This is a genomic window from Mucilaginibacter lacusdianchii (assembly GCF_009770985.1).
In the GTDB taxonomy this organism is placed as follows: domain Bacteria; phylum Bacteroidota; class Bacteroidia; order Sphingobacteriales; family Sphingobacteriaceae; genus Mucilaginibacter; species Mucilaginibacter lacusdianchii.
Map to the genome: position 1 here is coordinate 1,049,610 of NZ_WSRW01000001.1, position 21,298 is coordinate 1,070,907.

Annotated in this window: 20 protein-coding genes; 13 read left to right on the forward strand and 7 right to left on the reverse strand. The window is 43.7% G+C overall.

Annotated elements, in window-relative coordinates; translation table 11 throughout:
- Positions 1-2: 2 nt before the first annotated feature.
- Positions 3-551: a hypoxanthine phosphoribosyltransferase gene (gene hpt / locus GPM24_RS04770; RefSeq protein ID WP_158825582.1), complete on the reverse strand. Its 549-nt coding sequence runs from the start codon at positions 549-551 to the stop codon at positions 3-5.
- 75 nt (positions 552-626) lie between these two features.
- Between hpt and GPM24_RS04775 the strand changes: the two genes are divergently transcribed.
- The 7 genes from GPM24_RS04775 to GPM24_RS04805 all read left to right on the forward strand — a co-directional run bounded on the left by GPM24_RS04775 (position 627) and on the right by GPM24_RS04805 (position 7,190).
- Positions 627-1,856: a M16 family metallopeptidase gene (locus GPM24_RS04775; RefSeq protein ID WP_199269702.1), complete on the forward strand. Its 1,230-nt coding sequence runs from the start codon at positions 627-629 to the stop codon at positions 1,854-1,856.
- A 193-nt stretch (positions 1,857-2,049) separates the two neighbouring features.
- The gene (gene aspS / locus GPM24_RS04780; RefSeq protein WP_158825584.1) at positions 2,050-3,795 is read left to right on the forward strand and encodes an aspartate--tRNA ligase; all 1,746 of its coding nucleotides are present in this window, start codon (positions 2,050-2,052) and stop codon (positions 3,793-3,795) included.
- Positions 3,796-3,822: 27 nt separating this feature from the next.
- Complete coding sequence (locus GPM24_RS04785) at positions 3,823-4,305, forward strand: FKBP-type peptidyl-prolyl cis-trans isomerase (protein WP_158825585.1); 483 nt, start codon at positions 3,823-3,825, stop codon at positions 4,303-4,305.
- 97 nt (positions 4,306-4,402) lie between these two features.
- Positions 4,403-5,710, forward strand: coding sequence for an amidohydrolase (locus tag GPM24_RS04790; protein ID WP_158825586.1), 1,308 nt, complete (start codon positions 4,403-4,405; stop codon positions 5,708-5,710).
- Between the two features lie 241 nt (positions 5,711-5,951).
- The gene (locus GPM24_RS04795; protein ID WP_158825587.1) at positions 5,952-6,347 is read left to right on the forward strand and encodes an Imm44 family immunity protein; all 396 of its coding nucleotides are present in this window, start codon (positions 5,952-5,954) and stop codon (positions 6,345-6,347) included.
- A 67-nt stretch (positions 6,348-6,414) separates the two neighbouring features.
- Positions 6,415-6,789 carry a hypothetical protein gene (locus GPM24_RS04800; RefSeq protein WP_158825588.1) on the forward strand — a complete coding sequence of 125 codons (375 nt, stop codon included), beginning with the start codon at positions 6,415-6,417 and terminating at the stop codon, positions 6,787-6,789.
- Positions 6,790-6,944: 155 nt separating this feature from the next.
- Positions 6,945-7,190: a hypothetical protein gene (locus GPM24_RS04805; RefSeq protein WP_158825589.1), complete on the forward strand. Its 246-nt coding sequence runs from the start codon at positions 6,945-6,947 to the stop codon at positions 7,188-7,190.
- 194 nt (positions 7,191-7,384) lie between these two features.
- Here GPM24_RS04805 and GPM24_RS04810 read toward each other — a convergent pair whose 3' ends face one another.
- Entirely contained in the window at positions 7,385-8,899 is a 1,515-nt protein-coding gene (locus GPM24_RS04810; protein ID WP_158825590.1) for a serine hydrolase, read from the reverse strand.
- Positions 8,900-9,002: 103 nt separating this feature from the next.
- Between GPM24_RS04810 and GPM24_RS04815 the strand changes: the two genes are divergently transcribed.
- Entirely contained in the window at positions 9,003-11,192 is a 2,190-nt protein-coding gene (locus GPM24_RS04815) for a S9 family peptidase (RefSeq protein ID WP_158825591.1), read from the forward strand.
- A gap of 70 nt (positions 11,193-11,262) precedes the next feature.
- Here GPM24_RS04815 and GPM24_RS04820 read toward each other — a convergent pair whose 3' ends face one another.
- A complete protein-coding gene (locus GPM24_RS04820) occupies positions 11,263-11,694 on the reverse strand; it encodes a single-stranded DNA-binding protein (RefSeq protein ID WP_233268735.1) in 432 nt (143 codons plus the stop codon).
- 3 nt (positions 11,695-11,697) lie between these two features.
- Positions 11,698-12,768, reverse strand: coding sequence for an A/G-specific adenine glycosylase (gene mutY / locus GPM24_RS04825; protein ID WP_158825592.1), 1,071 nt, complete (start codon positions 12,766-12,768; stop codon positions 11,698-11,700).
- 178 nt (positions 12,769-12,946) lie between these two features.
- Between mutY and GPM24_RS04830 the strand changes: the two genes are divergently transcribed.
- The 4 genes from GPM24_RS04830 to radA all read left to right on the forward strand — a co-directional run bounded on the left by GPM24_RS04830 (position 12,947) and on the right by radA (position 17,542).
- Positions 12,947-13,252, forward strand: a complete 306-nt coding sequence (locus tag GPM24_RS04830) for an HU family DNA-binding protein (protein ID WP_158825593.1) — start codon at positions 12,947-12,949, stop codon at positions 13,250-13,252.
- Between the two features lie 11 nt (positions 13,253-13,263).
- Complete coding sequence (locus GPM24_RS04835) at positions 13,264-14,163, forward strand: tetratricopeptide repeat protein (RefSeq protein ID WP_158825594.1); 900 nt, start codon at positions 13,264-13,266, stop codon at positions 14,161-14,163.
- Positions 14,164-14,388: 225 nt separating this feature from the next.
- The gene (locus GPM24_RS04840; protein WP_158825595.1) at positions 14,389-15,939 is read left to right on the forward strand and encodes an Rne/Rng family ribonuclease; all 1,551 of its coding nucleotides are present in this window, start codon (positions 14,389-14,391) and stop codon (positions 15,937-15,939) included.
- 157 nt (positions 15,940-16,096) lie between these two features.
- Positions 16,097-17,542 (forward strand): DNA repair protein RadA, encoded by a 1,446-nt coding sequence (radA, locus tag GPM24_RS04845; RefSeq protein WP_158825596.1) that lies wholly within the window; start codon positions 16,097-16,099, stop codon positions 17,540-17,542.
- A gap of 92 nt (positions 17,543-17,634) precedes the next feature.
- Here the strand turns inward: radA and GPM24_RS04850 are convergent, their stop codons facing one another.
- A complete protein-coding gene (locus GPM24_RS04850) occupies positions 17,635-18,996 on the reverse strand; it encodes an NHL repeat-containing protein (protein ID WP_158825597.1) in 1,362 nt (453 codons plus the stop codon).
- A 323-nt stretch (positions 18,997-19,319) separates the two neighbouring features.
- On the opposite strand from GPM24_RS04850, the gene GPM24_RS04855 reads away from it, so the two are divergent.
- Positions 19,320-19,778, forward strand: coding sequence for a DUF4920 domain-containing protein (locus tag GPM24_RS04855; RefSeq protein ID WP_158825598.1), 459 nt, complete (start codon positions 19,320-19,322; stop codon positions 19,776-19,778).
- A gap of 31 nt (positions 19,779-19,809) precedes the next feature.
- On the opposite strand, the gene GPM24_RS04860 is transcribed toward GPM24_RS04855, so the two are convergent.
- Both GPM24_RS04860 and GPM24_RS04865 read right to left on the reverse strand, forming a co-directional pair.
- Positions 19,810-20,502: an SIMPL domain-containing protein gene (locus tag GPM24_RS04860; protein WP_158825599.1), complete on the reverse strand. Its 693-nt coding sequence runs from the start codon at positions 20,500-20,502 to the stop codon at positions 19,810-19,812.
- Between the two features lie 152 nt (positions 20,503-20,654).
- Positions 20,655-21,275: an HAD family hydrolase gene (locus tag GPM24_RS04865; protein WP_233268736.1), complete on the reverse strand. Its 621-nt coding sequence runs from the start codon at positions 21,273-21,275 to the stop codon at positions 20,655-20,657.
- Positions 21,276-21,298: the final 23 nt, after the last annotated feature.

A 21,298-nucleotide genomic window follows, 5' to 3' on the forward strand; every position in this document is an offset into this window, starting at 1 on the left:
ATTTACACCTCACCTGTAGTACTTGTCAACCGATAAATATCTTTCAAATTTCGTCCCAGCTCTTTATAATCCAACCCATAACCTACTACAAACTCGTTTTCAATCTCAAAGCCCACGTAGCGCAGTTCTTCAATAGACGTTTCGAGCTTGCCGGGTTTAAGTAGCATGGAACATGCAGTGATCGACGCAGGGTTGCTTAGTTTCAGCTTTTCGATAAGGTAGGCCAGTGTGTTACCTGTATCCACAATATCTTCTACAATAATAACATGCCGACCGCTGATGTCGACGCTCAGGTCAATATCCTCCCGTATTTTACGACTGGTGGACGTGCCGCCAAAGTATGAGGCCAGCTTGGTAAAAGTAACTTCGCAGGGAATAGTGATCTGTTTAATCAAATCGGCTACAAACAGAAAGCTCCCGTTTAATACACCAATAAAAATCGGCGTTTTACCGGCATAGTCAGCATTCAGTTCTACAGACAGTAGGTTAATGCGTTCGGCAATAGTCTCCTGCTCAATAAGCGGTTCAAATTCCAGGTCGTCTATTCTCATACACAATATTACACAAAACAGAAATTATAACCGCAAATATATCGGTACAAATAACCGTATCTTTGCACGCTCATGATAGATTATCAGGTTCATACGCTTTCTAACGGCATCCGCCTTTTATATAAATATGCTGCCTCTACCATCACCCACACCTGCTTTGTTATCAATGCCGGCGCGCGCGATGAACAGCCGCAAAAAGACGGTTTGGCCCACTTTATAGAACACCTGCTGTTTAAGCAAACCGAACGCCGAAACACCAGCCAAATCCTGAACCGGCTGGAACTGGTAGGCGCCGATTTAAACGCTTACACCACCAAAGAATATACCTGCATACATGCCTCACTTTTGAAGCAGCATCTGGAGCGCACGCTGGATTTATTTGAGGATATTATCTTTCACTCCACTTTTCCGGAAGAAGAACTAACCAAAGAGCGCAGTGTGATATTGGATGAAATTGCTTCGTACCAGGATCAGCCTGAAGAAGCTATTCAGGACGACTTTGAAGGCATTCTGTTTAAAGGACATCCTCTGGGCAACAACATACTGGGCACCGAAGAGTCGGTTAACCAACTGAGCCGAACAGATATCAATCAATTTTTAGCAGATACCTACAACACCCACCAAATGGTATTTGCCGTAATTGGCGATTACGATTTTAACAAGCTGATTAAACTGGTTGAAAAATATCTGGGTGCTATTCCGGCAAATACATCCGCCAAAAACAGGCAGCAACCCGGCAAACTTATCAGCGAGTATACGGTAATTGAAAAACCTATTTCGCAGGTGCATTGCGTACTAGGTAGCTTGGCCTATCCATCATCGCACAAATATAAAAACGGCTTATTGCTACTTAACAATTTGCTGGGTGGAATGGGCATGAGTAGTAGACTAAACCTCGAAATCCGCGAAAAGCATGGCATTGCGTACACCATCGAGTCGGGCTATACACCGCTTACTGATACCGGCATATTTTCAGTTTACTTTGGCACTGATGCCGAAAAATCTGACAAAGCACTGCGTTTGGTTCATAAAGAGCTGAAAAAGCTACGTGATAACAAACTAGGCTCATTACAACTGCAACAGGCTAAACAGAAGTTTATTGGCCAGATCGCCTTGGCCGAAGAAAACCGGTTAAGCCTGATTATCTCGATGGCCAAAAGCCTGATTGATTTTAACTCCATTGATAGCTTACAGGATGTGTTCGATAAGATGAACGCTGTAACAGCCGAAGAGCTACTGGAAATCAGCAATGAGATTTTTGACCCTAATAATTGGGCTACGCTGATTTTTGAGCCGAAGGAGTAAAATGTCTTGTCATTGCGAGCGATAGCGTGGCAATCTCGTCGCGTTTATTAAGTAAGCGACGGGATTGCCACGCCGTTAGCACTCCTCGCAATGACACTTACTTTTAAATTAAACATTACTTACTCCGTTTAAATTGAATTTCACGATAATTCAATTATAATTACTTTTGCAAACTTTATAACAAACTGGTACTATGCTTAGAACACATACTTGTGGCGAATTAAACATGAGCCATTTAGGCCAAACCGTAACTTTGTGCGGTTGGGTACAAAAATCGCGCGATTTGGGCGGCACTACTTTTATTGACGTACGCGACCGCTATGGCTTAACCCAATTAGTGTTAAACACAGATACAGATGCGACACTGCGCGAAACCGCCCGCAGCTTGGGCCGCGAGTTTGTAGTTAAGGTAACCGGCAAAGTGTTAGAACGCACCAGTAAAAACTCTAAAATACCTACAGGTGATATTGAAATTGCTGTAGAAGCGTTGGATGTGCTGAACGAAGCTAAAATTCCACCTTTTTTAATAGAAGACGAAACCGACGGCGGCGAAGAGTTGCGCGCTAAATACCGCTACCTGGATTTACGCCGTAACCCGTTGCGCCAAAACCTGATGCTGCGCCACAAAATAGCGCAGGAAATTCGTAAATATTTAGACGGATTGAACTTTATCGAGGTAGAAACCCCGGTGCTGATTAAATCAACCCCCGAAGGTGCACGCGACTTTGTGGTGCCCAGCCGTATGAACCAGGGCGAGTTTTATGCTTTGCCGCAATCGCCGCAAACGTTTAAACAATTGCTGATGGTAAGCGGTTTTGACCGTTATTTCCAGATTGTTAAATGCTTTCGCGATGAAGATTTGCGTGCCGACCGCCAGCCTGAATTTACGCAGATAGACTGTGAAATGTCGTTCATTGAACAGGAAGATATCTTAAACATTTTTGAAGGGATGGCCCGTCACCTATTCAACACCGTTAAAGGTATTGACTTAGGTACCTTCCCACGTATGCAGTATGCTGATGCCATGCGCCTGTACGGTTCCGACAAACCGGATATCCGTTTCGGGATGCAGTTTGTAGAGCTGAACGATATTGTAAAAGGCAAAAACTTTGGCGTGTTTGATAACGCAGAACTGGTAGTTGGCATCAACGCCAAAGGCGCTGCATCATACACCCGCAAACAACTGGACGAACTGACTGAGTGGCTGAAACGCCCACAAATTGGCGCTACCGGCCTGATTTACATGCGCCATAATGATGATGGTTCATTAAAATCATCAGTAGATAAATTCTATAACGAAGAAGAACTGCAAAAATGGTCGGCCGCGTTTAATACCAAGCCGGGCGACCTGGTGCTGGTACTGGCCGGTCAAACCGATAAAGTACGCAAACAACTGAACGAACTGCGTTTGGAAATGGGCTCGCGCCTGGGCCTGCGCAGCAAGGATGTGTTTGCACCACTGTGGGTGTTAGATTTCCCGCTGTTAGAGTTTGATGAAGAAAGCGGCCGCTGGCATGCCATGCACCACCCGTTCACCTCGCCTAAACCCGAGGATATTGCTATGCTGGATACTAATCCCGGAGCCGTACGCGCCAACGCTTACGACATGGTGATTAACGGTATTGAAGTGGGCGGCGGATCTATCCGTATTTACGACCGTGCTCTGCAGTCCTTAATGTTTAAACATCTGGGCTTTAGTCCTGAAGAAGCGCAAAAACAATTCGGCTTTTTGATGGATGCCTTTGAATACGGCGCACCGCCGCATGGTGGCATTGCCTTGGGCTTTGATCGATTGTGTTCAATATTTGCCGGACTGGATTCTATCCGAGACGTGATTGCCTTCCCAAAAAATAACTCGGGCCGCGATGTGATGATTGATGCGCCATCTACCATTGCCGATGCACAATTGCAGGAGTTAAGTATCAAAACTACTGTTTAACACGTAGCGGTGGTAAATACTTATAACATGAAAAAACTGTTAATTCTGCTTAGCGCAATTATTTTAGGGCTATCTGCCTGTACCAAAAGCAACACCGAAAAGGTTGAACCGTTTGATGCAGCCAAACAGGCAGCCGAGGATGACGCTAAAATTCAGGCTTACATCAAAGCCAATAATTTAACGCCTGTAAAGGATGCGTCTGGCTTGTATTACCAAGTAATGACGCCCGGAACCGGCGCTAATGCCACCAGCAATTCTACCGTAAATGTAAACTACACCGGTAAGTTGCTTGACGGGAGCCAGTTTGATAGCGGTAATTTTACAACGAGCTTAAATGCTAATGCCAACATTATTGAAGGTTGGAAAATAGGATTAACCCATATTAACAAAAACGGCCGCATTCTGCTGCTCATTCCGTCAGCATTGGGCTACGGCAACAGATCACCAGGTGCAGGTGTACCGGCTAATTCAGTTTTGGTGTTTGTTGTAGATATGCTATCTATACAGTAAATAAACTTTACGCATATAAATACAAAAGGGGCCTAAAAGCCCCTTTTGTATTTATATGTCTGCCCGTTTTTACTATCTTAAAGGCCAAATCCCTGATATGAAAAAAGTTTACTTATTAGCGCTGTTGTTAAGCACCGGTTCGGCCTTTGCACAAACCGAAGCGCTAAAAGCCAAAGTATCTCAAAAAGCGGATGCACTGCAACCAAAACTGGTAGCCTGGCGCCGTGACTTCCATGAACACCCTGAATTAGGCAACCATGAAACACGCACGGCCGACATCATCGCCAAGCACTTGCGGTCATTGGGCATCGACGTAAAAACTGGTGTAGCTAAAACTGGTGTGGTAGGTATCCTTAAAGGCGGCAAGCCCGGCCCGGTGGTAGCGTTGCGTGCCGATATGGACGGACTGCCAGTAGTAGAGCGGGTAAACCTACCGTTTGCCTCTAAAGTAAAAACCACGTTCAACGGTACCGAAGTAGGCGTAATGCATGCCTGCGGGCACGATACGCACATGTCTATTCTGATGGGTGTGGCCGAAGTTTTATCAGGCATGAAAAACGACTTGCACGGTACCGTAAAATTCATCTTTCAACCAGCGGAGGAAGGTCCGCCGTTTGGTGAAGAAGGTGGTGCCGAGCTGATGGTGAAAGAAGGCGTACTGCAAAACCCAAAGGTAGATGTGGTATTCGGCCTGCACATCAATGCCCAAACCGAGGTAGGTAAAATCACCTATCGCCCAGGTGGTACCATGGCAGCGGTGAACGATATGCAAATTGTGGTAAAAGGCAAGCAGTCGCACGGTGCTTATCCTTGGATGAGCATTGACCCTATTGTGGTATCGGCCCAAATTATTAACGCCTTGCAAACCATTGTAAGTCGCAATTTGAACGTTACCGAAAATGCGGCTGTGGTAACCATCGGTTCCATTAATGGCGGAAACCGCTCTAATATCATCCCCGAAAAGGTGGAAATGATGGGCACCCTGCGCGCGCTAAGCCGTGAAGATGAAAAGTTACTGATTGAGCGTGTTAAACAAATTGCTACTAAAACAGCCGAAGCTGCCGGTGCCACTGCCGAGGTGAAAATACCTTTCAGTGTACGCTACCCGGTTACTTATAACGACCCGGCCCTAACGGCCAAAATGCTGCCTACCCTGCAAGCCGCCGCCGGTGCCCGTAACGTGGCCGAAAAGCCTGCCGTAACAGGCGCCGAAGATTTTAGCTTTTACCAGGAAAAAGTACCCGGTTTGTTTTTCTTTTTAGGCGGCATGCCTAAGGGGGCCGACGTATCCAAAACCGCCGCTCACCATACGCCCGATTTTTATATTGACGAAAGCGGCTTTAGTTTGGGCGTGAAAGCTTTATGCGATTTAACGTTGGATTATATGGCGGGGAAGGGGAAGTAAGAGGTTTGAAAGATTGTTTTACAATAATGGTGGCAGTTAAAGTAGTTCTGCCGCTAATGTGCTTAAAGCACAAGTGACCATTACTATACCCAGTCCAACATACTTGCACCAGTATGGAAACTTATTGGAGCTAGAGTTTCGTTAAAAGCACAAGTCAGTCTCCATACAAACATAACATTAAGGTTTGTGCTAAATCGGGGTCTAAATTTAGAAGAACAAGAAATAAAATGATAAAACAGTTATGCGATTTAACCTTCTAAGTGATGCTAATTGGGAATCCAAAATATCACAAGTACTTAGCACACTTTCAGATTTTGAATACAGACGCTTTTTTGAAGAAAAATACTACGGTAGTTCGCTCGAAGGAATAACTGTAGTCTTTATTTGCAGAAATCCGGAACATAATTTCAGACAGCGCATCAGACATTCTAAAAAAGAGAAGAAAATTTATTTAGATATCATGTTAGATTTAGATCAATTTATACAAGTTACTCAGACCGAGCGAGAGAAGATAATTGCTCAACGGCTTATAGTGGAAATCGCTCCCGTTATAGCAAAGTATAAGTTTGAAGACTTTAATTTAGCTAGGTTTAAGAATGACTTGGAGCAGTGGCTACAAGGAGTAAACTGGTTATAATGATTGCTTCCTCATTAAGTACTTGCACCAGTATGAAGCACTTGAATACATAAAGCTTCTTTTAATTATGATACGTCAGACATTCGGATTATTAATTTTATTTTTAGGTATACTATTATTTTTCTTTGTTTTCCCTTATTTCAATAATAAGAATCTAGGCTGTAGGGAAAAGGATGAGTTGTTTGCAGAGGAGTTTAGCGCAAAAGTAAAGGAAAAGCTAATTGACTCAGGAAATCATAATTTTCCAAAAATTGTGCTTTCTGGAGATGATAGAATGCCATATAGATATTTCACAAGTGATATTCAGTTTCCGAATTTTTATCAATCTATTCAAATTGGTGATTCATTATATAAAATTAAAAAGACATTGTTTTATATTGTAGTTTCTAAAAATGGTAAAAGAAAACGTTTAAACTTTCATAGCTTATGCGGAGAAAATTAAATTAGATATTTGTACGATACCTTGCCTTAATACTGGTATGGGTGAGTACCTCAGTCTGCTGTAAACAACAAAAGCTATTGCCCTACACCTTTTATCAACTCCGCGTAAACATTTTTTAAAACCCTGCTGTTCATTAAAAACAAAACGCACCAATTATGCTACTTACTGTACAACAAGCCACCGAATGGCAGGACATTTTAATGAGAAGGGCGCATACTATGCGTACCCGAACTGTTGCCGCCGGTCCATACCCCGACGAAGAGGATGCTGGTGATGACGATGAGGACTTTGATGATTTTTTGGAAGACGAGAACGATCTGCGCGAAGTACGCGTGAACGATGACTTGGGCGAGCCCGATCCGGAAGATGATGACCACCTGCCCGACGAAGAACTGCAATAATTGCAGCGTCTTCGTCTTTATTTTGCTTCCTGTTTAAACTATATCATTCTTTGAATTGGTGTTACATATAACCTATTCATTAGAATAGGCCTAACTATATTGCTTGCATTATACTGTTTGTCTAATTTTTAGTTTGCCTTTTCAAATACAAACTTGTCTTTTCATCAAACACCAATACAGTATCCTCTTACTATTTACCTTTTCCTAAATTCGTAAGGCGTGTATTCAATAAAGTCGGCCACTTTTACATGCACACCAACCACCTTATTGTTTTGTACGATGAACGGGAACACAGCCTTACCAAACACCGGGTCTGAAAAGGTTACGTAAAAGCGGTTGCCGCCAAGCGGCTGCAAGCGGGCAAACATTTTAGGGTGATGCTCAAAGCGGGCTTCTAAAGTGTTATTTTCACCTGGGGCGATAGTCATCGTGCCGTATAAATCGTTAGTGTACTTGCCGGTATAATCGTTTAAGGCCAGTGCCGGACGAGGGTTTAGCACTACTGAATCGCGACGGGCCTTATCGGCTTTTTGCTCCTGCAACATGCTGTTTTTAAATTCAGCCAATGCCGCATCGCTATGGCTGCGGAAAGGTTGTTTTAGGTAAGCGTCAACAATATCCAGGTTCAGTGTGCTGATCAGATCATTTTGGTCGGTATTGGTCATGATAACGATACCTAAATTCAAATCGGGTACCAGTGTTACCGACGATACAAAGCCGCTTACGCCGCCTGTATGCATTACCACGCGGTGACCTTTATAACCCTGCAAAATCCAGCCGAGCCCGTAAGCCATAAAGCCACCGTCTTCATCTTCGCCCATCAAATCCTGCGGCTGCCGAGTGACGTTAATGGCTGCCTGCGGAATAACCTGACGGTTGCCTACTTTGCCATGATCCAGCAATGCCATTACCCATTTAGCCATATCGGTAGCACAAGAGCTGATACCGCCGGCTGGTGCCATGTTGTCCAGCTGGGCGTAAGGTATGGCTATTAAACGGCCATCGCTCATAGTATGTGCAGCTGATTTATTAAAAGATATATTCAAATCTTTAGCCATCAAAGCCGTGCTGTTCATACCCAGCGGTGCTAAAAGCGTTTCTTTGATATAAGCTTCCCAAGGCTTGTTGGTCACCTTTTGCATTACCTCGCCGGCCGTTACATAGGCCGAATTGGTGTATCCCCATTTGCTGCGGAACGGGTATACTGCTTTTACACGGCTCATTTTTTCGATGATCTCTTGCCGGGTAAGGTTGCTGTTGTAAAAAGTAAAATCGGCCTGGAAGGTTTCGAATCCTATGCGGTGGCACAGTAAATCGCGTAGGGTTGCCATATCGGTTGCCCCTTTATTTTCCAGTTTAAAATCGGGCAGGTATTTGGTCACCTTATCATCCAGCGATAGCTTACGTTCGGCTTGCAGCGTAGCCAGTGCGGTTGCCGTAAAAGCTTTTGAATTGCTGCCAATCATAAAAAGGGTATTCTCGTCGGCCTTGGCATTTACGCCCAACTCTTTTATTCCGTACCCCTTACGCAAAACAATGCGGCCATCTTTTACAATACAAACAGATGCGCCGGGCACCCGCCAGTTAGTTAACGACCGGGTGATGTAATTATCTAAACTATCAGTAAAAAAGCGGTTCCGGTTGATGTTCTGCGCATTTACAGATGCGGTTAAACAGCACCATACAGCAAACAAGTATATTTTTTTCATAGAAAAGGCAAACGCGATAATCGTATTAAAATATTAATTTAACGCAATTTTTTCAACAGCATTATACAACATTACATAATCCATTAAATTATTAAGTGCTTATATGAACAGCAGATTTTACAGATCGGTTTTTACAGCTTTATTTTTAATGGCCCTAATGTCAGGCAAGTACGTAGCGCAGGCACAGCGCGGCGGCGGCCTGCAATGGGCTAAAGACGGCTATCATTTTTATACCACCAACAACGGCGACATTGTGGAGATGGACATCCGCAACCCCGGCACCCCAACCGTATTGGTAAACCGTGCGGCACTTACACCGTCAGGCCACAGCCCCATCAGTGTAAGGCGCTTTTCGTTTTCGGATGATCGTCAGAAAATCCTGATCAACACCAACACCAAGCGCGTATGGCGTTATGATACCCGTGGCGATTACTGGGTTTACGATTTAAACACCAAAACGCTGAGCCAAATTGGTAAAGACCGCCCGGTATCGTCATTAATGTTTGCCAAAATATCGCCCGACGGTACCAAAGCGGCTTACGTAAGCGAGCATAACATTTATGTGGAAGATTTAGCCGGCGGTTCTGTCCGTGCTTTAACTACTGATGGCACCAACCGCTTAATTAACGGCACGTTCGACTGGGCTTATGAAGAAGAGTTTGACTGTCGTGATGGCTTCCGCTGGTCGCCAGATAGCCGCAATATTGCTTACTGGCAAATTGATGCCAGCAATATCCGCAATTATTTGATGCTGAATACTACAGATTCGACTTATTCTTACAACGTTCCGGTAGAATATCCGGTAGCCGGTACTGATCCGAGTTCATGCAAGTTAAAAGTGGTAAATGTAACCGATGGCAAAACCATTACGGCTAACATTCCGGGTGATGCGGTACAACACTATATCCCACGAATGGAATGGGCTGATAACAGCAACGAATTGATTTTACAGCAACTGAACCGTGCCCAAACCGAAAGCAAAATTTTCATCTGCAACATATCCAGCAATGCATCGCGTGTCATTTATCAAGAGCAGGATAAAGCTTGGATTGATGCCAAAGCTGAACCTACCGGCTGGGATTGGGTTGAGAAGGGTAAAAAGTTTATCTGGCTGACCGAGAAAGACGGCTGGCGCCATGCCTATAGTGTTGACCGTTTTGGCAAAGCAACTTTGCTTACTCCTGGCAACTATGATGTGGTAAGCCTGGAGCGTATTGACGAAGCACATGGTTATATGTACATTATTGCTTCGCCTGATAATGCGGCACAACGCTATTTATACCGTGTAAAATTAACCGGCTCGGCACCGCAGCGCGTTACGCCTGCTGATGAACCTGGCACACATGATTATGATATTTCGCCAAACGGATTGGTAGCTATTCATACATTTAACAATAGCTTTACGCCTTATGCACGTGAGCAGGTTAGCCTGCTCGACCATAAACCGCTGGATGGCCAGCCTACCAAAATTAAGGTTGATGCAGCGCAGGCTAAAAAGGGTCCGGAATTTTTTACGGTGACTACGGCTGATGGTATAAAAATGGACGGCTGGATGATGAAACCAGCCAACTTTGACCCAAGCAAAAAATACCCTATTGTATTTTACGTTTACGGCGAACCGGCTTCACAAACCGCTGCCGACACCTGGGGCGCTGGTCGTAACTTTTTATATAGTGGCGATATGGCTGAGGATGGTTACATCTACGTATCCATGGATAACCGCGGCGCACCAGTGCCTAAAGGCCGTGAGTGGCGCAAAGCTATCTACCGCAATATTGGCGTACTCAACGTGCGCGACCAGGCCATGGCCGCTAAAGCACTATTTGCCAAAAATGCGTTTATTGATACCTCGCGCGTAGCAGTTTGGGGCTGGAGCGGTGGCGGTTCGTCTACTCTAAACCTGTTGTTCCAATATCCTGATATTTACAAAACCGGCATTGCCATTGCAGCAGTAGGCAACCAGCTAACTTACGATAACATTTACCAGGAGCGCTACATGGGCGTACCTACGGATGAAGAAGGACGTTCGTACTTTATCAAAGGCTCACCCATTACCCACGCCAAAAACTTGCGCGGCAACCTGTTGTACATTCATGGCACTGGCGATGATAACGTACACTACAACAACGCCGAGCAGCTGATTAACCAGTTGGTGAAATACAACAAGCAATTTCAGCTGATGTCGTACCCTAACCGTACGCACAGCATATCCGAAGGCGAAGGCACTAGTCAGCACTTACGTACACTGTATACCCAGTATCTACGCGAGCATTGCCCGCCGGGAGCGAGATAGTAGTTTAAAACAAAAAGCCCTTCTGATTGCAGAAGGGCTTTTTGTTTAGGGCAATAACTGGTAAATATTCTTAAAACGGCAAATCATCCGCATCTGTCATGCGGTCATATCCGCTATCAGCTGCAACATCTGCTTTTGCAGCATATTTTTGCGTTTCATTGTTTTCAAAATCGCTTTTGCGGCCTAGGATAGTAAAATTTTCGGCCACTATCTCGGTAGTATATTTTTTGATACCACCTTTATCTTCAAATGAGCGGGTACGTATTTTACCTTCAATATACACCAGTTTACCTTTTTGCAGGTATTTGGCAGCTACATCGGCCAAACCACGCCACATGACGATGTTATGCCACTCGGTTTGTTCAATTTTGCGGCCATCTTTATTAAAGCTCTCCGATGTGGCTAGTGGAAAGCTGGCTACCGAAACGCCGCCTTCCAGGTGCCTTACCTCCGGGTCTTTCCCCAGGTGGCCAACCAGAATTACTTTGTTTATTCCAGACATGATTTAGTTAGAAAATAGAGAATTGTATTTAAATTTAAAAAAATTAGTTAAAAATATAAAAATGATTTTAGGAAGCGCTAACTTTTTTAAATTTTCTATGTGAGTATAAAACCAGTTTTCGTGCAGCTTAATTGTCTTATTTTCAATGTGTATAAACCTTACAGTTAGCCGCTGATGCGTCAGCGCAAACTTTTGTAAACCAAAAATTTCTTTAATTTGAACGTCATTTCCAAAGTATTCCTGCACATCGGGCAGTGCCGTAACCTCATCCGCAGGCAAAAGCATTGGCGTTTCTACCATGGGTAAATCATATAGGTTAGTCCAAATATCGTTACTCGTACGCTTGTTCATTAGTATACGCTCGCCATCTGTCAGCAAAAAATAGTTAAAAAACCGCTCTTTTATTTTAACCGTTTTCAACTTCACCGGCAAATAGTTAATGGCATTGGTTTTAAACGCCTCGCAGCCCAACCGTACGGGGCAAATACCGCATGCTGGGTTTTTAGGTTTACACAGCATTGCCCCAAACTCCATCATAGCTTGGTTATGTAAAGCAGGTTCATCTTTGTTCAATACCTCGTCTGCCAACTGCTGAAATTGCTTTTTACCTTTGGGACTGTTAATAGGCTCATCAATGCCAAAGTAACGGGCCAGTACCCTATATACGTTACCATCCACCACGGCCCTTGCTTCATTGGCCGAAAAGGACGATATAGCTGCAGCCGTATATTCGCCTATACCTTTTAGTTTTATTAAATCCTCATAAGCGGTTGGGAACCGGCCAGTAAACTGTTCTTCTACTAACTGCGCTGTTTTGAGCATGTTACGCCCACGGGAGTAGTATCCCAACCCTTGCCAAAGTTTCAAAATATCATCTTCGCTGGCATTGGCAAAATCGGTTACACTAGGGTATTTTTCCAAGAATCGATTAAAGTAAGGCAAGCCCTGTTCTACCCGCGTTTGCTGTAAAATAATTTCAGAAAGCCAGATAATATAGGGATCGGTAGTATGGCGCCAGGGCAAATCGCGCTTATTTTCATGGTACCATTTTACCAGTTCAGAAGCAAAATTCATAACTAACAAATTTAATAAACAGGCGCCTGCTAACAGTTAACTATATGTCATGTTTAAGGTTATCCAAGCCGTATCTCAAAAAAAACTATCTTTTATTTCAATATCTCCGTATAAACCTATACTTTTGCAACCCCAAAACAGTTAAGTATTTACATAAAATAAACAAGGAAAAAGAGACATGACTAAGGCGGAAATTATAGCTGAAATCTCAACTAAAACAGGGATAGAAAAAGTTGACGTTCAGGAAACTGTTGAGGCGTTTTTTAAAGTAGTTAAAAACTCAATGGTGGGTGGCGAGAACGTTTATGTAAGAGGTTTCGGTAGCTTTGTTGTAAAGAAAAGAGCTAAGAAAACAGCTCGTAACATTTCTAAAAATACCGCTATTATTATTCCCGAGCACTTTGTACCTAGCTTTAAGCCAGCTAAAACCTTTGTTGAAAAGGTAAAATCAGGCAATAAATCAGAAAAAGCAAAAAAAGCCTAATTTAAAATCAGATGAATAAAAAACAAATAGTTACAGTAGTAGCCGTAGTGGCAGTGATGGGCTATTTGTATTCATTGCCCGTTAAAGGCCTGATAAAGCCTGATGGTGGGCACACCGGCGGACAAGAAGCTGCAACAGCAGGCCAAATGGGTCGTCCGTCTTCAACTGTTAAGGTTGATGTAACGATGGTGTCACAGTCGGCTAAAGCGGCTATCGGTCCGCAACTTTCAGGTACTATTAACAGTTTAGAAACGCAGTTAAGCCAAGCTTCAGCTGCTGATAAGATAAAACTACAGGAACAACTGGCTAAAGAATGGGATGCCGTGCACCAGCCTGCACCAGCCGCATTTTACTACCAGGCTGTAGCCCAAAACAATAAGCAGTTCAACACATGGCTTAACGCTGGTAACCGTTTCAATGAAGCTTTTAAAACCAGCACCGATACTGCCGTACAACCGGCATACGTAACTAATGCTATACAAGCCTTTAAAGAGGCACGAGCGTTAGATGCTAAAAGCTTAGAAGCACAAACCGGTTTGGGTATTGCTTATGTAAACCAAACCAGCCTAGGTATGACCGACCCTGAAGGCGGCTCGCCTATGCAGGGTATTACCTTGCTGCTGGATGTAGTAACCAAAGACCCGAACAACTGGAACGCCAATTTAAATTTGGGACAGTTTGCCATGAAATCGGGCCAGTATCAAAAAGCGGCCGACCGCTTTACTAAAATGATTGCCCAAGACACGAAGAACTCCAAATTGGAGCCTTACTTCTATTTAGCAGAAAGCTATAAGCAACTGGGCAGAAAACAAGAAGCTATTGCAGCTTATCAACAATGTAAGGAACTGATGGCAGATGATCCGGCATTCGGTAAACGCATCGACGACTTTATAAGAGAATTAAAAAATTAAATCACCTTTAAAATTTATTTATTATGCCAAGCGGTAAAAAACGTAAAAGACATAAAATGGCTACCCACAAACGTAAAAAACGTTTAAGAAAAAACAGACATAAAAAGAAATAAGCGGCTTTTGTAGCCCCTTATGTTTGCCTGCCGGGTTACGGCAGGCAAATTTTTATTTTGTTTTACATCTAATGTGGCGGCGCTTTGCCGCCTTGAAGAAATGGAGTAGCAGTTGGTAAAAGAATTAATTATCGATTCATCCCCTAACGGGGCAACTATTGCCCTGTTGCAGGATAAACAACTCGTAGAACTTCATAAAGAGACAGTATCCAATAATTATACCGTTGGAGATATTTACCTGGGCCGCGTTAAAAAAATAATGCCCGGACTAAATGCTGCTTTTATTGATGTAGGCTACGAGAAGGATGCATTTTTGCATTATCTTGACTTGGGGCCACAGGTACAAAGCCTGCTCAAGTTAACCAAACAGGTAAAGGGCGGCAGTTACCAGTCAAAACTGCTGGATAAACTAAAGCTTGAAGCTGACATTAATAAATCGGGTAAAATATCCGAGATATTAACTAAAAATCAGCTGATACCTGTACAAATTGCCAAGGAGCCGATATCAACTAAAGGTCCAAGGCTAAGTTCTGACCTATCCATTGCCGGGCGCTACGTGGTACTAGTGCCTTTTTCTGAAACCATCTCTATATCTAAAAAGATAAAGAGCAATACCGAACGTACACGCTTACGAAAGATTGTTGAAGGCATTAAGCCCGAGCACTTCGGCGTTATTATACGTACGGTATCTGAAGGTAAAGGGGTAACCGAAATGCAAAAAGACCTGCTTGATTTAATTGCCAAGTGGGAATCTTTCATGACTCGTTTGCCATCAACCGAACCTTCAAAAAAAGTACTGGGTGAAATTGATCGCACTTCAACTTTGTTGCGCGATATTTTAAACCCCGATTTTCAGCACATTTACGTGAACGACAATTCTATTTATGAAGAAGTTCGCTCTTATGTGCACGAAATATCACCCGATCTGGAAAGCATCGTTCGTTTGCACAAACATCGCGACCCGATTTTTGAGCATTACGGCGTTGAAAAACAGATTAAATCGGCTTTCGGTAAAACCGTAAACCTAGCCGGTGGCGCTTATCTGGTAATTGAGCATACAGAGGCCCTGCACGTTATTGACGTAAACAGCGGTAACCGTACGGCCAACAAAGAAAACCAGGAAGAGAACGCCCTGCAGGTAAATAAAGAAGCTGCCCGCGAAATTGCCCGCCAGTTGCGCCTGCGCGATATGGGTGGCATTGTGGTGGTAGATTTTATTGATATGCACAAGCCACAAAACCGTAAGGATTTGTTTGACTTTTTGCGTGATGAAATGGCACACGACCGCGCTAAGCATACTATTTTACCGCCTAGCAAATTTGGCTTGGTGCAAATTACCCGCCAGCGCGTACGCCCCGAAATGAACATTGTAACCAGCGAGGTTTGCCCAACCTGCCATGGTACAGGCACCATTAGGTCGAGCATTTTGCTGCTGGATGATATAGAAAATAATTTTAACTATATCCTGGTTGAGCAGAATGAAAAGCACATTACGCTTTGCGTACATCCTTATTTGGAAGCTTACATTAGAAAAGGCTTGATAAGCCGCCAAATAAAATGGTATTTTAAATACGGGCAATGGATTAAAGTAAAAGGCATGTCATCGTACCAGTTAACGGAATTCCGTTTCATGAATGCCAAGGACGAAGAAATTAAACTGTAACCCCACAGGTTATAGCAAGCAAAAAGGGCTCCTATTTTAGGAGCCTTTTTTGTTTTACACCCAATGCATTTCACTAACTTTATTAGCAAAATTTCATATCTTTACATAAAGTAAGTTGCATTGAACATCCATGTTCAAGCATTCAAATACATTAAAATTGTCTAAAACAAAATCATCATATTTTTGCCAGAGCTGCGGTTACGAATCGCCAAAGTGGCTGGGCAAATGTCCGTCTTGCGGGCAGTGGAATACGTTTGTAGAAGAGGTTGTTGAAAAACCCAATGCGGCTATTCCAAATTGGAAAAGTACCGACGGCAGCAAGGGTTCTACCTCGCTTCAACGCGCCAACAAAGCCATTCAGGTGGCCGATATCAGCTTTTCAGAAGAGCACCGCATCCTTACACCTGATAAAGAACTAAATCGTGTGTTGGGCGGCGGCATTGTAGCTGGCTCACTAGTGCTTATTGGCGGCGAGCCGGGTATTGGTAAATCTACCCTGATGCTACAACTGGCCCTAAGTATGCCGGCAGCAAAAGTGCTGTATGTATCGGGCGAGGAAAGCGACCGGCAAATTAAAATGCGGGCCGAACGCATTGCCGCTCCTCAGCCCCCTAAAGGAGGATCTGAAGGCGCTAACGGAACAGGTTGCTTTATCCTAACCGAAACCTCTACCCAAAACATTTTTAAACAGATTGAGCAATTGCAGCCCGATTTGGTGATTGTGGATTCAATACAAACGCTGTATTCAGCACACATCGAATCCACACCGGGCAGTGTATCGCAGGTACGCGAATGTACGGCCGAACTGCTGCGTTTTGCCAAAGAAAGCTCTACACCAGTATTTCTGATCGGGCATATCACCAAAGATGGCATGATTGCCGGACCTAAAATACTGGAGCATATGGTAGATACCGTATTGCAATTTGAAGGCGACAGACACCATGTATACCGCATTTTGCGCGCTATCAAAAACCGCTTTGGTTCAGCATCCGAACTGGGCATTTATGAGATGCTGGGCGCGGGTTTGCGCGAGGTTTCTAACCCTTCGGAAATATTATTGTCGCAACGCGATGAAAGCCTGAGCGGTATTACTATCAGTGCTACGCTGGAAGGCATGCGGCCTATGCTGATTGAAACGCAGGCATTGGTAAGCACCTCGGCCTACGGCACGCCACAACGTTCGGCCACTGGTTTTGATACCCGCCGCATGAATATGCTACTGGCCGTGCTCGAAAAGCGTTGTGGTTTCCGCTTAGGCAATCAGGATGTTTTCTTGAATATTACCGGTGGTATAAAAGTAGAAGATCCGGCTATTGACCTGGGCCTGGCAGCAGCCATTATCTCTTCGCACGAAGACATCCCTATCCCGTCTAAAACCTGCTTTGCTGGAGAGCTAGGGCTCTCGGGCGAAATCAGAGCGGTAAACCGCGTTGAGCAGCGTATTGCTGAAGCACAAAAGTTGGGTTTTGAACAGATATTCATTTCTAAATACAATCTGCCTTCAGGTAAAAAAGATAAACAGCAACTTGACTTATCGCATTATGATATTGAAATCAAAGCGGTGAGCCGTATTGAGGAAGTGTTTAGCTTGTTATTTGGATAAGCAAAGCAGATTTAGATACGGAGCTTTTATTAAAAGCATTAAGTAAAGAAAAGAGCCGGTAATCATACCGGCTCTTTTTTGTTTGTTAAGTCTTATTTTATAGCAATGCTAATTCTACGGATACGATTATTCTGCGTATCAGCCACATAAATTTTGCCTGATAGATCGACAGCAATACCTTTTGGTACATTGAATTGTGCAGCCCCGTCTGTGCCATCTGCAAAACCATTCGTATTAGCTTTACCGGCAAGGGTGTACAAAATGTATTGTTTAGATATCTCTAAAATGCGGCCGCTTTGATCGGTAATAAACATGTTGCCTTGACTATCAATAGCTATATTACTGGGATTATTAATTAAAGTGTTTAAAGTATTGTTACCGGCAAAAGTACTTACCGTACCGCCGCTTATTTTACGAATGGCATGATTGCCTTGGTCTGCCACGTATACAACGCCTGTTGCATCAACCGCTACACCGGTTGGCTGGTTGAACTTGGCAACGGTAGCTGCATCGCCGTTCACAAAGTTAGCCGTACCAATACCTGCAAATAAGCTAACTACCCCTGTAGATGTAATTTTACGAATGACGTTATTGTTTTTATCGGCCACATACACATTACCAGATGCATCAACCGCAATACCTTGTGGGGCGTTAAATTGTGCCACACTGCCTTCGCCATTTGCGTAGCCGGCGGTTCCGTTACCGGCCAAAATGCTTACTGTACCTGTTTGGGTAATTTTAAAAATGGCGTTATCGCCCTCGTCAGACACATATACATTACCAGCTGCGTCAACGACAATACCCATCGGGCTATGAAATTGAGCTTGAGTAGCCGAACCCGCCGCAAAGCCCAGCGTACCACTGCCTGCAAAAGTGCTTACCACACCTGCCGGTGTAACTTTACGGATCACATGGTTAAACGCATCTGCTACATATAAATTTCCCTGTGCATCGGCAGCTACGCCTTGTGGCTGATAAAAGCTGGCGTTGTCACCTGTTCCGTTAACAAAGCCTTCGCTACCATTGCCGGCAAAAGTGCTTACGGTTGCTGTAGTATCGGCACTAGTGTTGCTGGTGGTAAATGTAAGTACATCACCGTACGCAACACCGGCATTACTTTGTGTGTAAGCTCGTACATAATAAGTGGTATTAGCGGTTAGCCCGGTTATATTAGCTGCAAATACATATACATTTGTTTCATCGCTGGTATGCGAATCAGTAACGGTTGGGTTTTGGTTGGTGGAACTCCAGCACACACCACTTACTGTAGGTACCGAGCTACCTAGCTCTGTAACAACACCACCGGCTTGTGCTGTTGTTGCAGTTACATAAGCTATCACATTGTTGGTTTCAATCGTTGGTGTTACCTTTTCATTATTGTCTTTGTTACAGCTTATCAAAGCAAACCCGAAATACGTTAATAAACCAGCAGTTACGGCGTAGTATTTTTTCATATGATTTAATAAAAGTTTAATTAAGCAGAGCAAAACGTATTTGACAGTACGGTAAATCATCGGCAATTGTAACATCAAGTGCCTTGTACCTTATGCATAAAAAATATGCTCAAAACGGCATTTTGTGACCGCTGTGCGAAGTAAGCAACATTTTGAATGTGATGCTTCAGGATAATTGTTAAACTTTGTTAAACACAAACGATGGTTGAGCTAACTAGCACTATAGCATTTAAAAACGGTGTTTTATAAACGCACCCTTACACTTACCGCACCGAAACCAACCCTGCCTAACATTGTTGTTAAAGCGAAAAAGTAAATTGATAATGAATAAATTTGGTTTGAGTTGGTTACTGTTACTTATATTAACTGTAAACACATATGCACAAAAACATACGCCCCTGCCCCATGGCGTGGTATTCGGTTCCAGGCCATCTACCACCAGCTTGGTTCCGGCTGCGCAATTAAGAACTTATATGGGCAACCGTGCCCGCACATCAGCAGCTATTGTAGGTACGGTGGTTGAAGTAACTCAATCTAAAGGTGGTTGGTTTACTATGAAGGCAGGCAAAAGCGAAGTGATTAAAGCACGTTTCAGACAGGCCAGCATCAATCTGCCTAAAGATTTGAAAGGCCGCGAAGTAGTGATATCAGGCAAAGCATCCAAGCAGTTTAATGCTTTTGATTCGCAACGTGAAGCGGGCGATAAGTCTCGCAACGTAAGTCGGCCCGGAAATAAACAGCCTATTCTGTTTGAAGTGGAAGGACTGATGGTCAACAAATAAAAAAGGCGCCTTGACAGGCGCCTTTTTTATATTATTTGGCAATTTCAAACACTGCCCTTACTTGGTAATTGAGTTTTATTTTTTTAAAGTCGATATCAGATTGTGCGGCATCCTCGGCCATAGCACCTGCCTTAAAGGTCATGTTACGGTACATAGGCTGAACAACCGGCTCGTTGTCAATATCTTGAATTTCAATTGCACCGCCCAACTTTTCGCCAATGCTGCTTAACAGATAGGTGGCCTTTTCGCGGGCAGCCTGTAAGGCTTTGATTTTTAAATCGCGGCGCAGTTCGCTCATTTTAGAATATTCGTAGCTGTCGATATTGGTAGCTTGTATACCTTTATCGTCCACCTTGCTCAGGATGATGTTAATACTGTTCAAATCGTGCAATTTAATACGGTATTGTTTACTCGCCAAAAAATCGGGATTCTTCTTTTTCTCGATTACGTAGTTGTAAGAAGAAATGTTGTTGATGGTAAAATCATCTTTAGGTATACCAGCTTCGGTTACCGCTTTTTGTAACTGGCGTTCCAGTGTGCTGATGTCTACTTTGTTTTTGCCATTCATATATTCTTTCAGCGAGATAGATACATATAAAATGTCGGGTGTAACTTCCTGATCGGCACTGCCGGTTACTTCAATTTTTCGGCGCAGATCTACAGTTTGGGCAAAGGCTGCAAAAGTAAAAGTAAGTAGTGCAGCAAGCATCAATAGTTTTTTCATATTTCTGTTATTTATACCCGTACTAACGTTACAAACCAGTAAAGTGTAACAGGCGGTTTAAACTATCTGACAATGATTGTCCGAAATAGTTTAGTCACGTGTGTTTACAGTTGCTTATGCTTGGATCTTGTTTCTTGGCTCCTGGCTCTGTATCAAATCAGCTTATCAATCCGAACCCAGCGCATACCGGCTGCTTCGGCTGCCTGAATACCGGCATCACCATCTTCAAACACCAGGCAATGCTCGGGTGCTACGCCTAACGCTTGTGCCGCTTTCAAAAAAGGGTCGGGGTAAGGTTTACCGTGTTCTGTTTCGCCGGCACAAACCAGCACTTCTACCAAATGATCGATACCTAACACTTTAAGCGTTTTCTCGATAGCTTCGCGGCTACCGCCCGATACTACCCCAATTTTAACCTGCCCCGCATGGTTTTTTAAATGATTTACCACATAATCAATAGGCTGGGTCCGCTCAATATATTCGTTATAATACAACTTGTATTTTTGGGCGTTAAACTCTTCAGGATCAAAAGTGGTTTGGTACCGGTGATTAATTTGCTCGACCACTTTAACAATAGGCCAGCCGGCCAGTTCGTCAATAATATCTCCCTCGATAGCTACGCCCTGTTCGGCAGCTACCCGTATGTAAGTATCTTTGTGCGCCTGCATATTATCGGCCAGGGTACCGTCGCAATCGTATAAAAAAGCCTGAAAATTATCCTGACTGATTTTTACCAGCGCATCATATTTTTGTTGATTTATCGCATCCATCATGCCGCAAAAGTAGCCTATTGTAC

Excerpts from the sequence above, each read along its gene's own strand:
- GPM24_RS04855 (WP_158825598.1), top strand. The coding sequence starts at position 19,320 with ATGAATAAATTTGGTTTGAGTTGGTTACTGTTACTTATATTAACTGTA.
- hpt (WP_158825582.1), bottom strand. The coding sequence starts at position 551 with ATGAGAATAGACGACCTGGAATTTGAACCGCTTATTGAGCAGGAGACT.
- GPM24_RS04860 (WP_158825599.1), bottom strand. The coding sequence starts at position 20,502 with ATGAAAAAACTATTGATGCTTGCTGCACTACTTACTTTTACTTTTGCA.
- GPM24_RS04810 (WP_158825590.1), bottom strand. The coding sequence starts at position 8,899 with ATGAAAAAAATATACTTGTTTGCTGTATGGTGCTGTTTAACCGCATCT.
- aspS (WP_158825584.1), top strand. The coding sequence starts at position 2,050 with ATGCTTAGAACACATACTTGTGGCGAATTAAACATGAGCCATTTAGGC.
- GPM24_RS04865 (WP_233268736.1), bottom strand. The coding sequence starts at position 21,275 with ATGATGGATGCGATAAATCAACAAAAATATGATGCGCTGGTAAAAATC.
- GPM24_RS04815 (WP_158825591.1), top strand. The coding sequence starts at position 9,003 with ATGAACAGCAGATTTTACAGATCGGTTTTTACAGCTTTATTTTTAATG.
- GPM24_RS04785 (WP_158825585.1), top strand. The coding sequence starts at position 3,823 with ATGAAAAAACTGTTAATTCTGCTTAGCGCAATTATTTTAGGGCTATCT.
- mutY (WP_158825592.1), bottom strand. The coding sequence starts at position 12,768 with ATGAATTTTGCTTCTGAACTGGTAAAATGGTACCATGAAAATAAGCGC.
- GPM24_RS04830 (WP_158825593.1), top strand. The coding sequence starts at position 12,947 with ATGACTAAGGCGGAAATTATAGCTGAAATCTCAACTAAAACAGGGATA.
- GPM24_RS04850 (WP_158825597.1), bottom strand. The coding sequence starts at position 18,996 with ATGAAAAAATACTACGCCGTAACTGCTGGTTTATTAACGTATTTCGGG.
- GPM24_RS04805 (WP_158825589.1), top strand. The coding sequence starts at position 6,945 with ATGCTACTTACTGTACAACAAGCCACCGAATGGCAGGACATTTTAATG.
- GPM24_RS04800 (WP_158825588.1), top strand. The coding sequence starts at position 6,415 with ATGATACGTCAGACATTCGGATTATTAATTTTATTTTTAGGTATACTA.
- GPM24_RS04820 (WP_233268735.1), bottom strand. The coding sequence starts at position 11,694 with ATGTCTGGAATAAACAAAGTAATTCTGGTTGGCCACCTGGGGAAAGAC.
- GPM24_RS04835 (WP_158825594.1), top strand. The coding sequence starts at position 13,264 with ATGAATAAAAAACAAATAGTTACAGTAGTAGCCGTAGTGGCAGTGATG.
- GPM24_RS04795 (WP_158825587.1), top strand. The coding sequence starts at position 5,952 with ATGCGATTTAACCTTCTAAGTGATGCTAATTGGGAATCCAAAATATCA.
- GPM24_RS04790 (WP_158825586.1), top strand. The coding sequence starts at position 4,403 with ATGAAAAAAGTTTACTTATTAGCGCTGTTGTTAAGCACCGGTTCGGCC.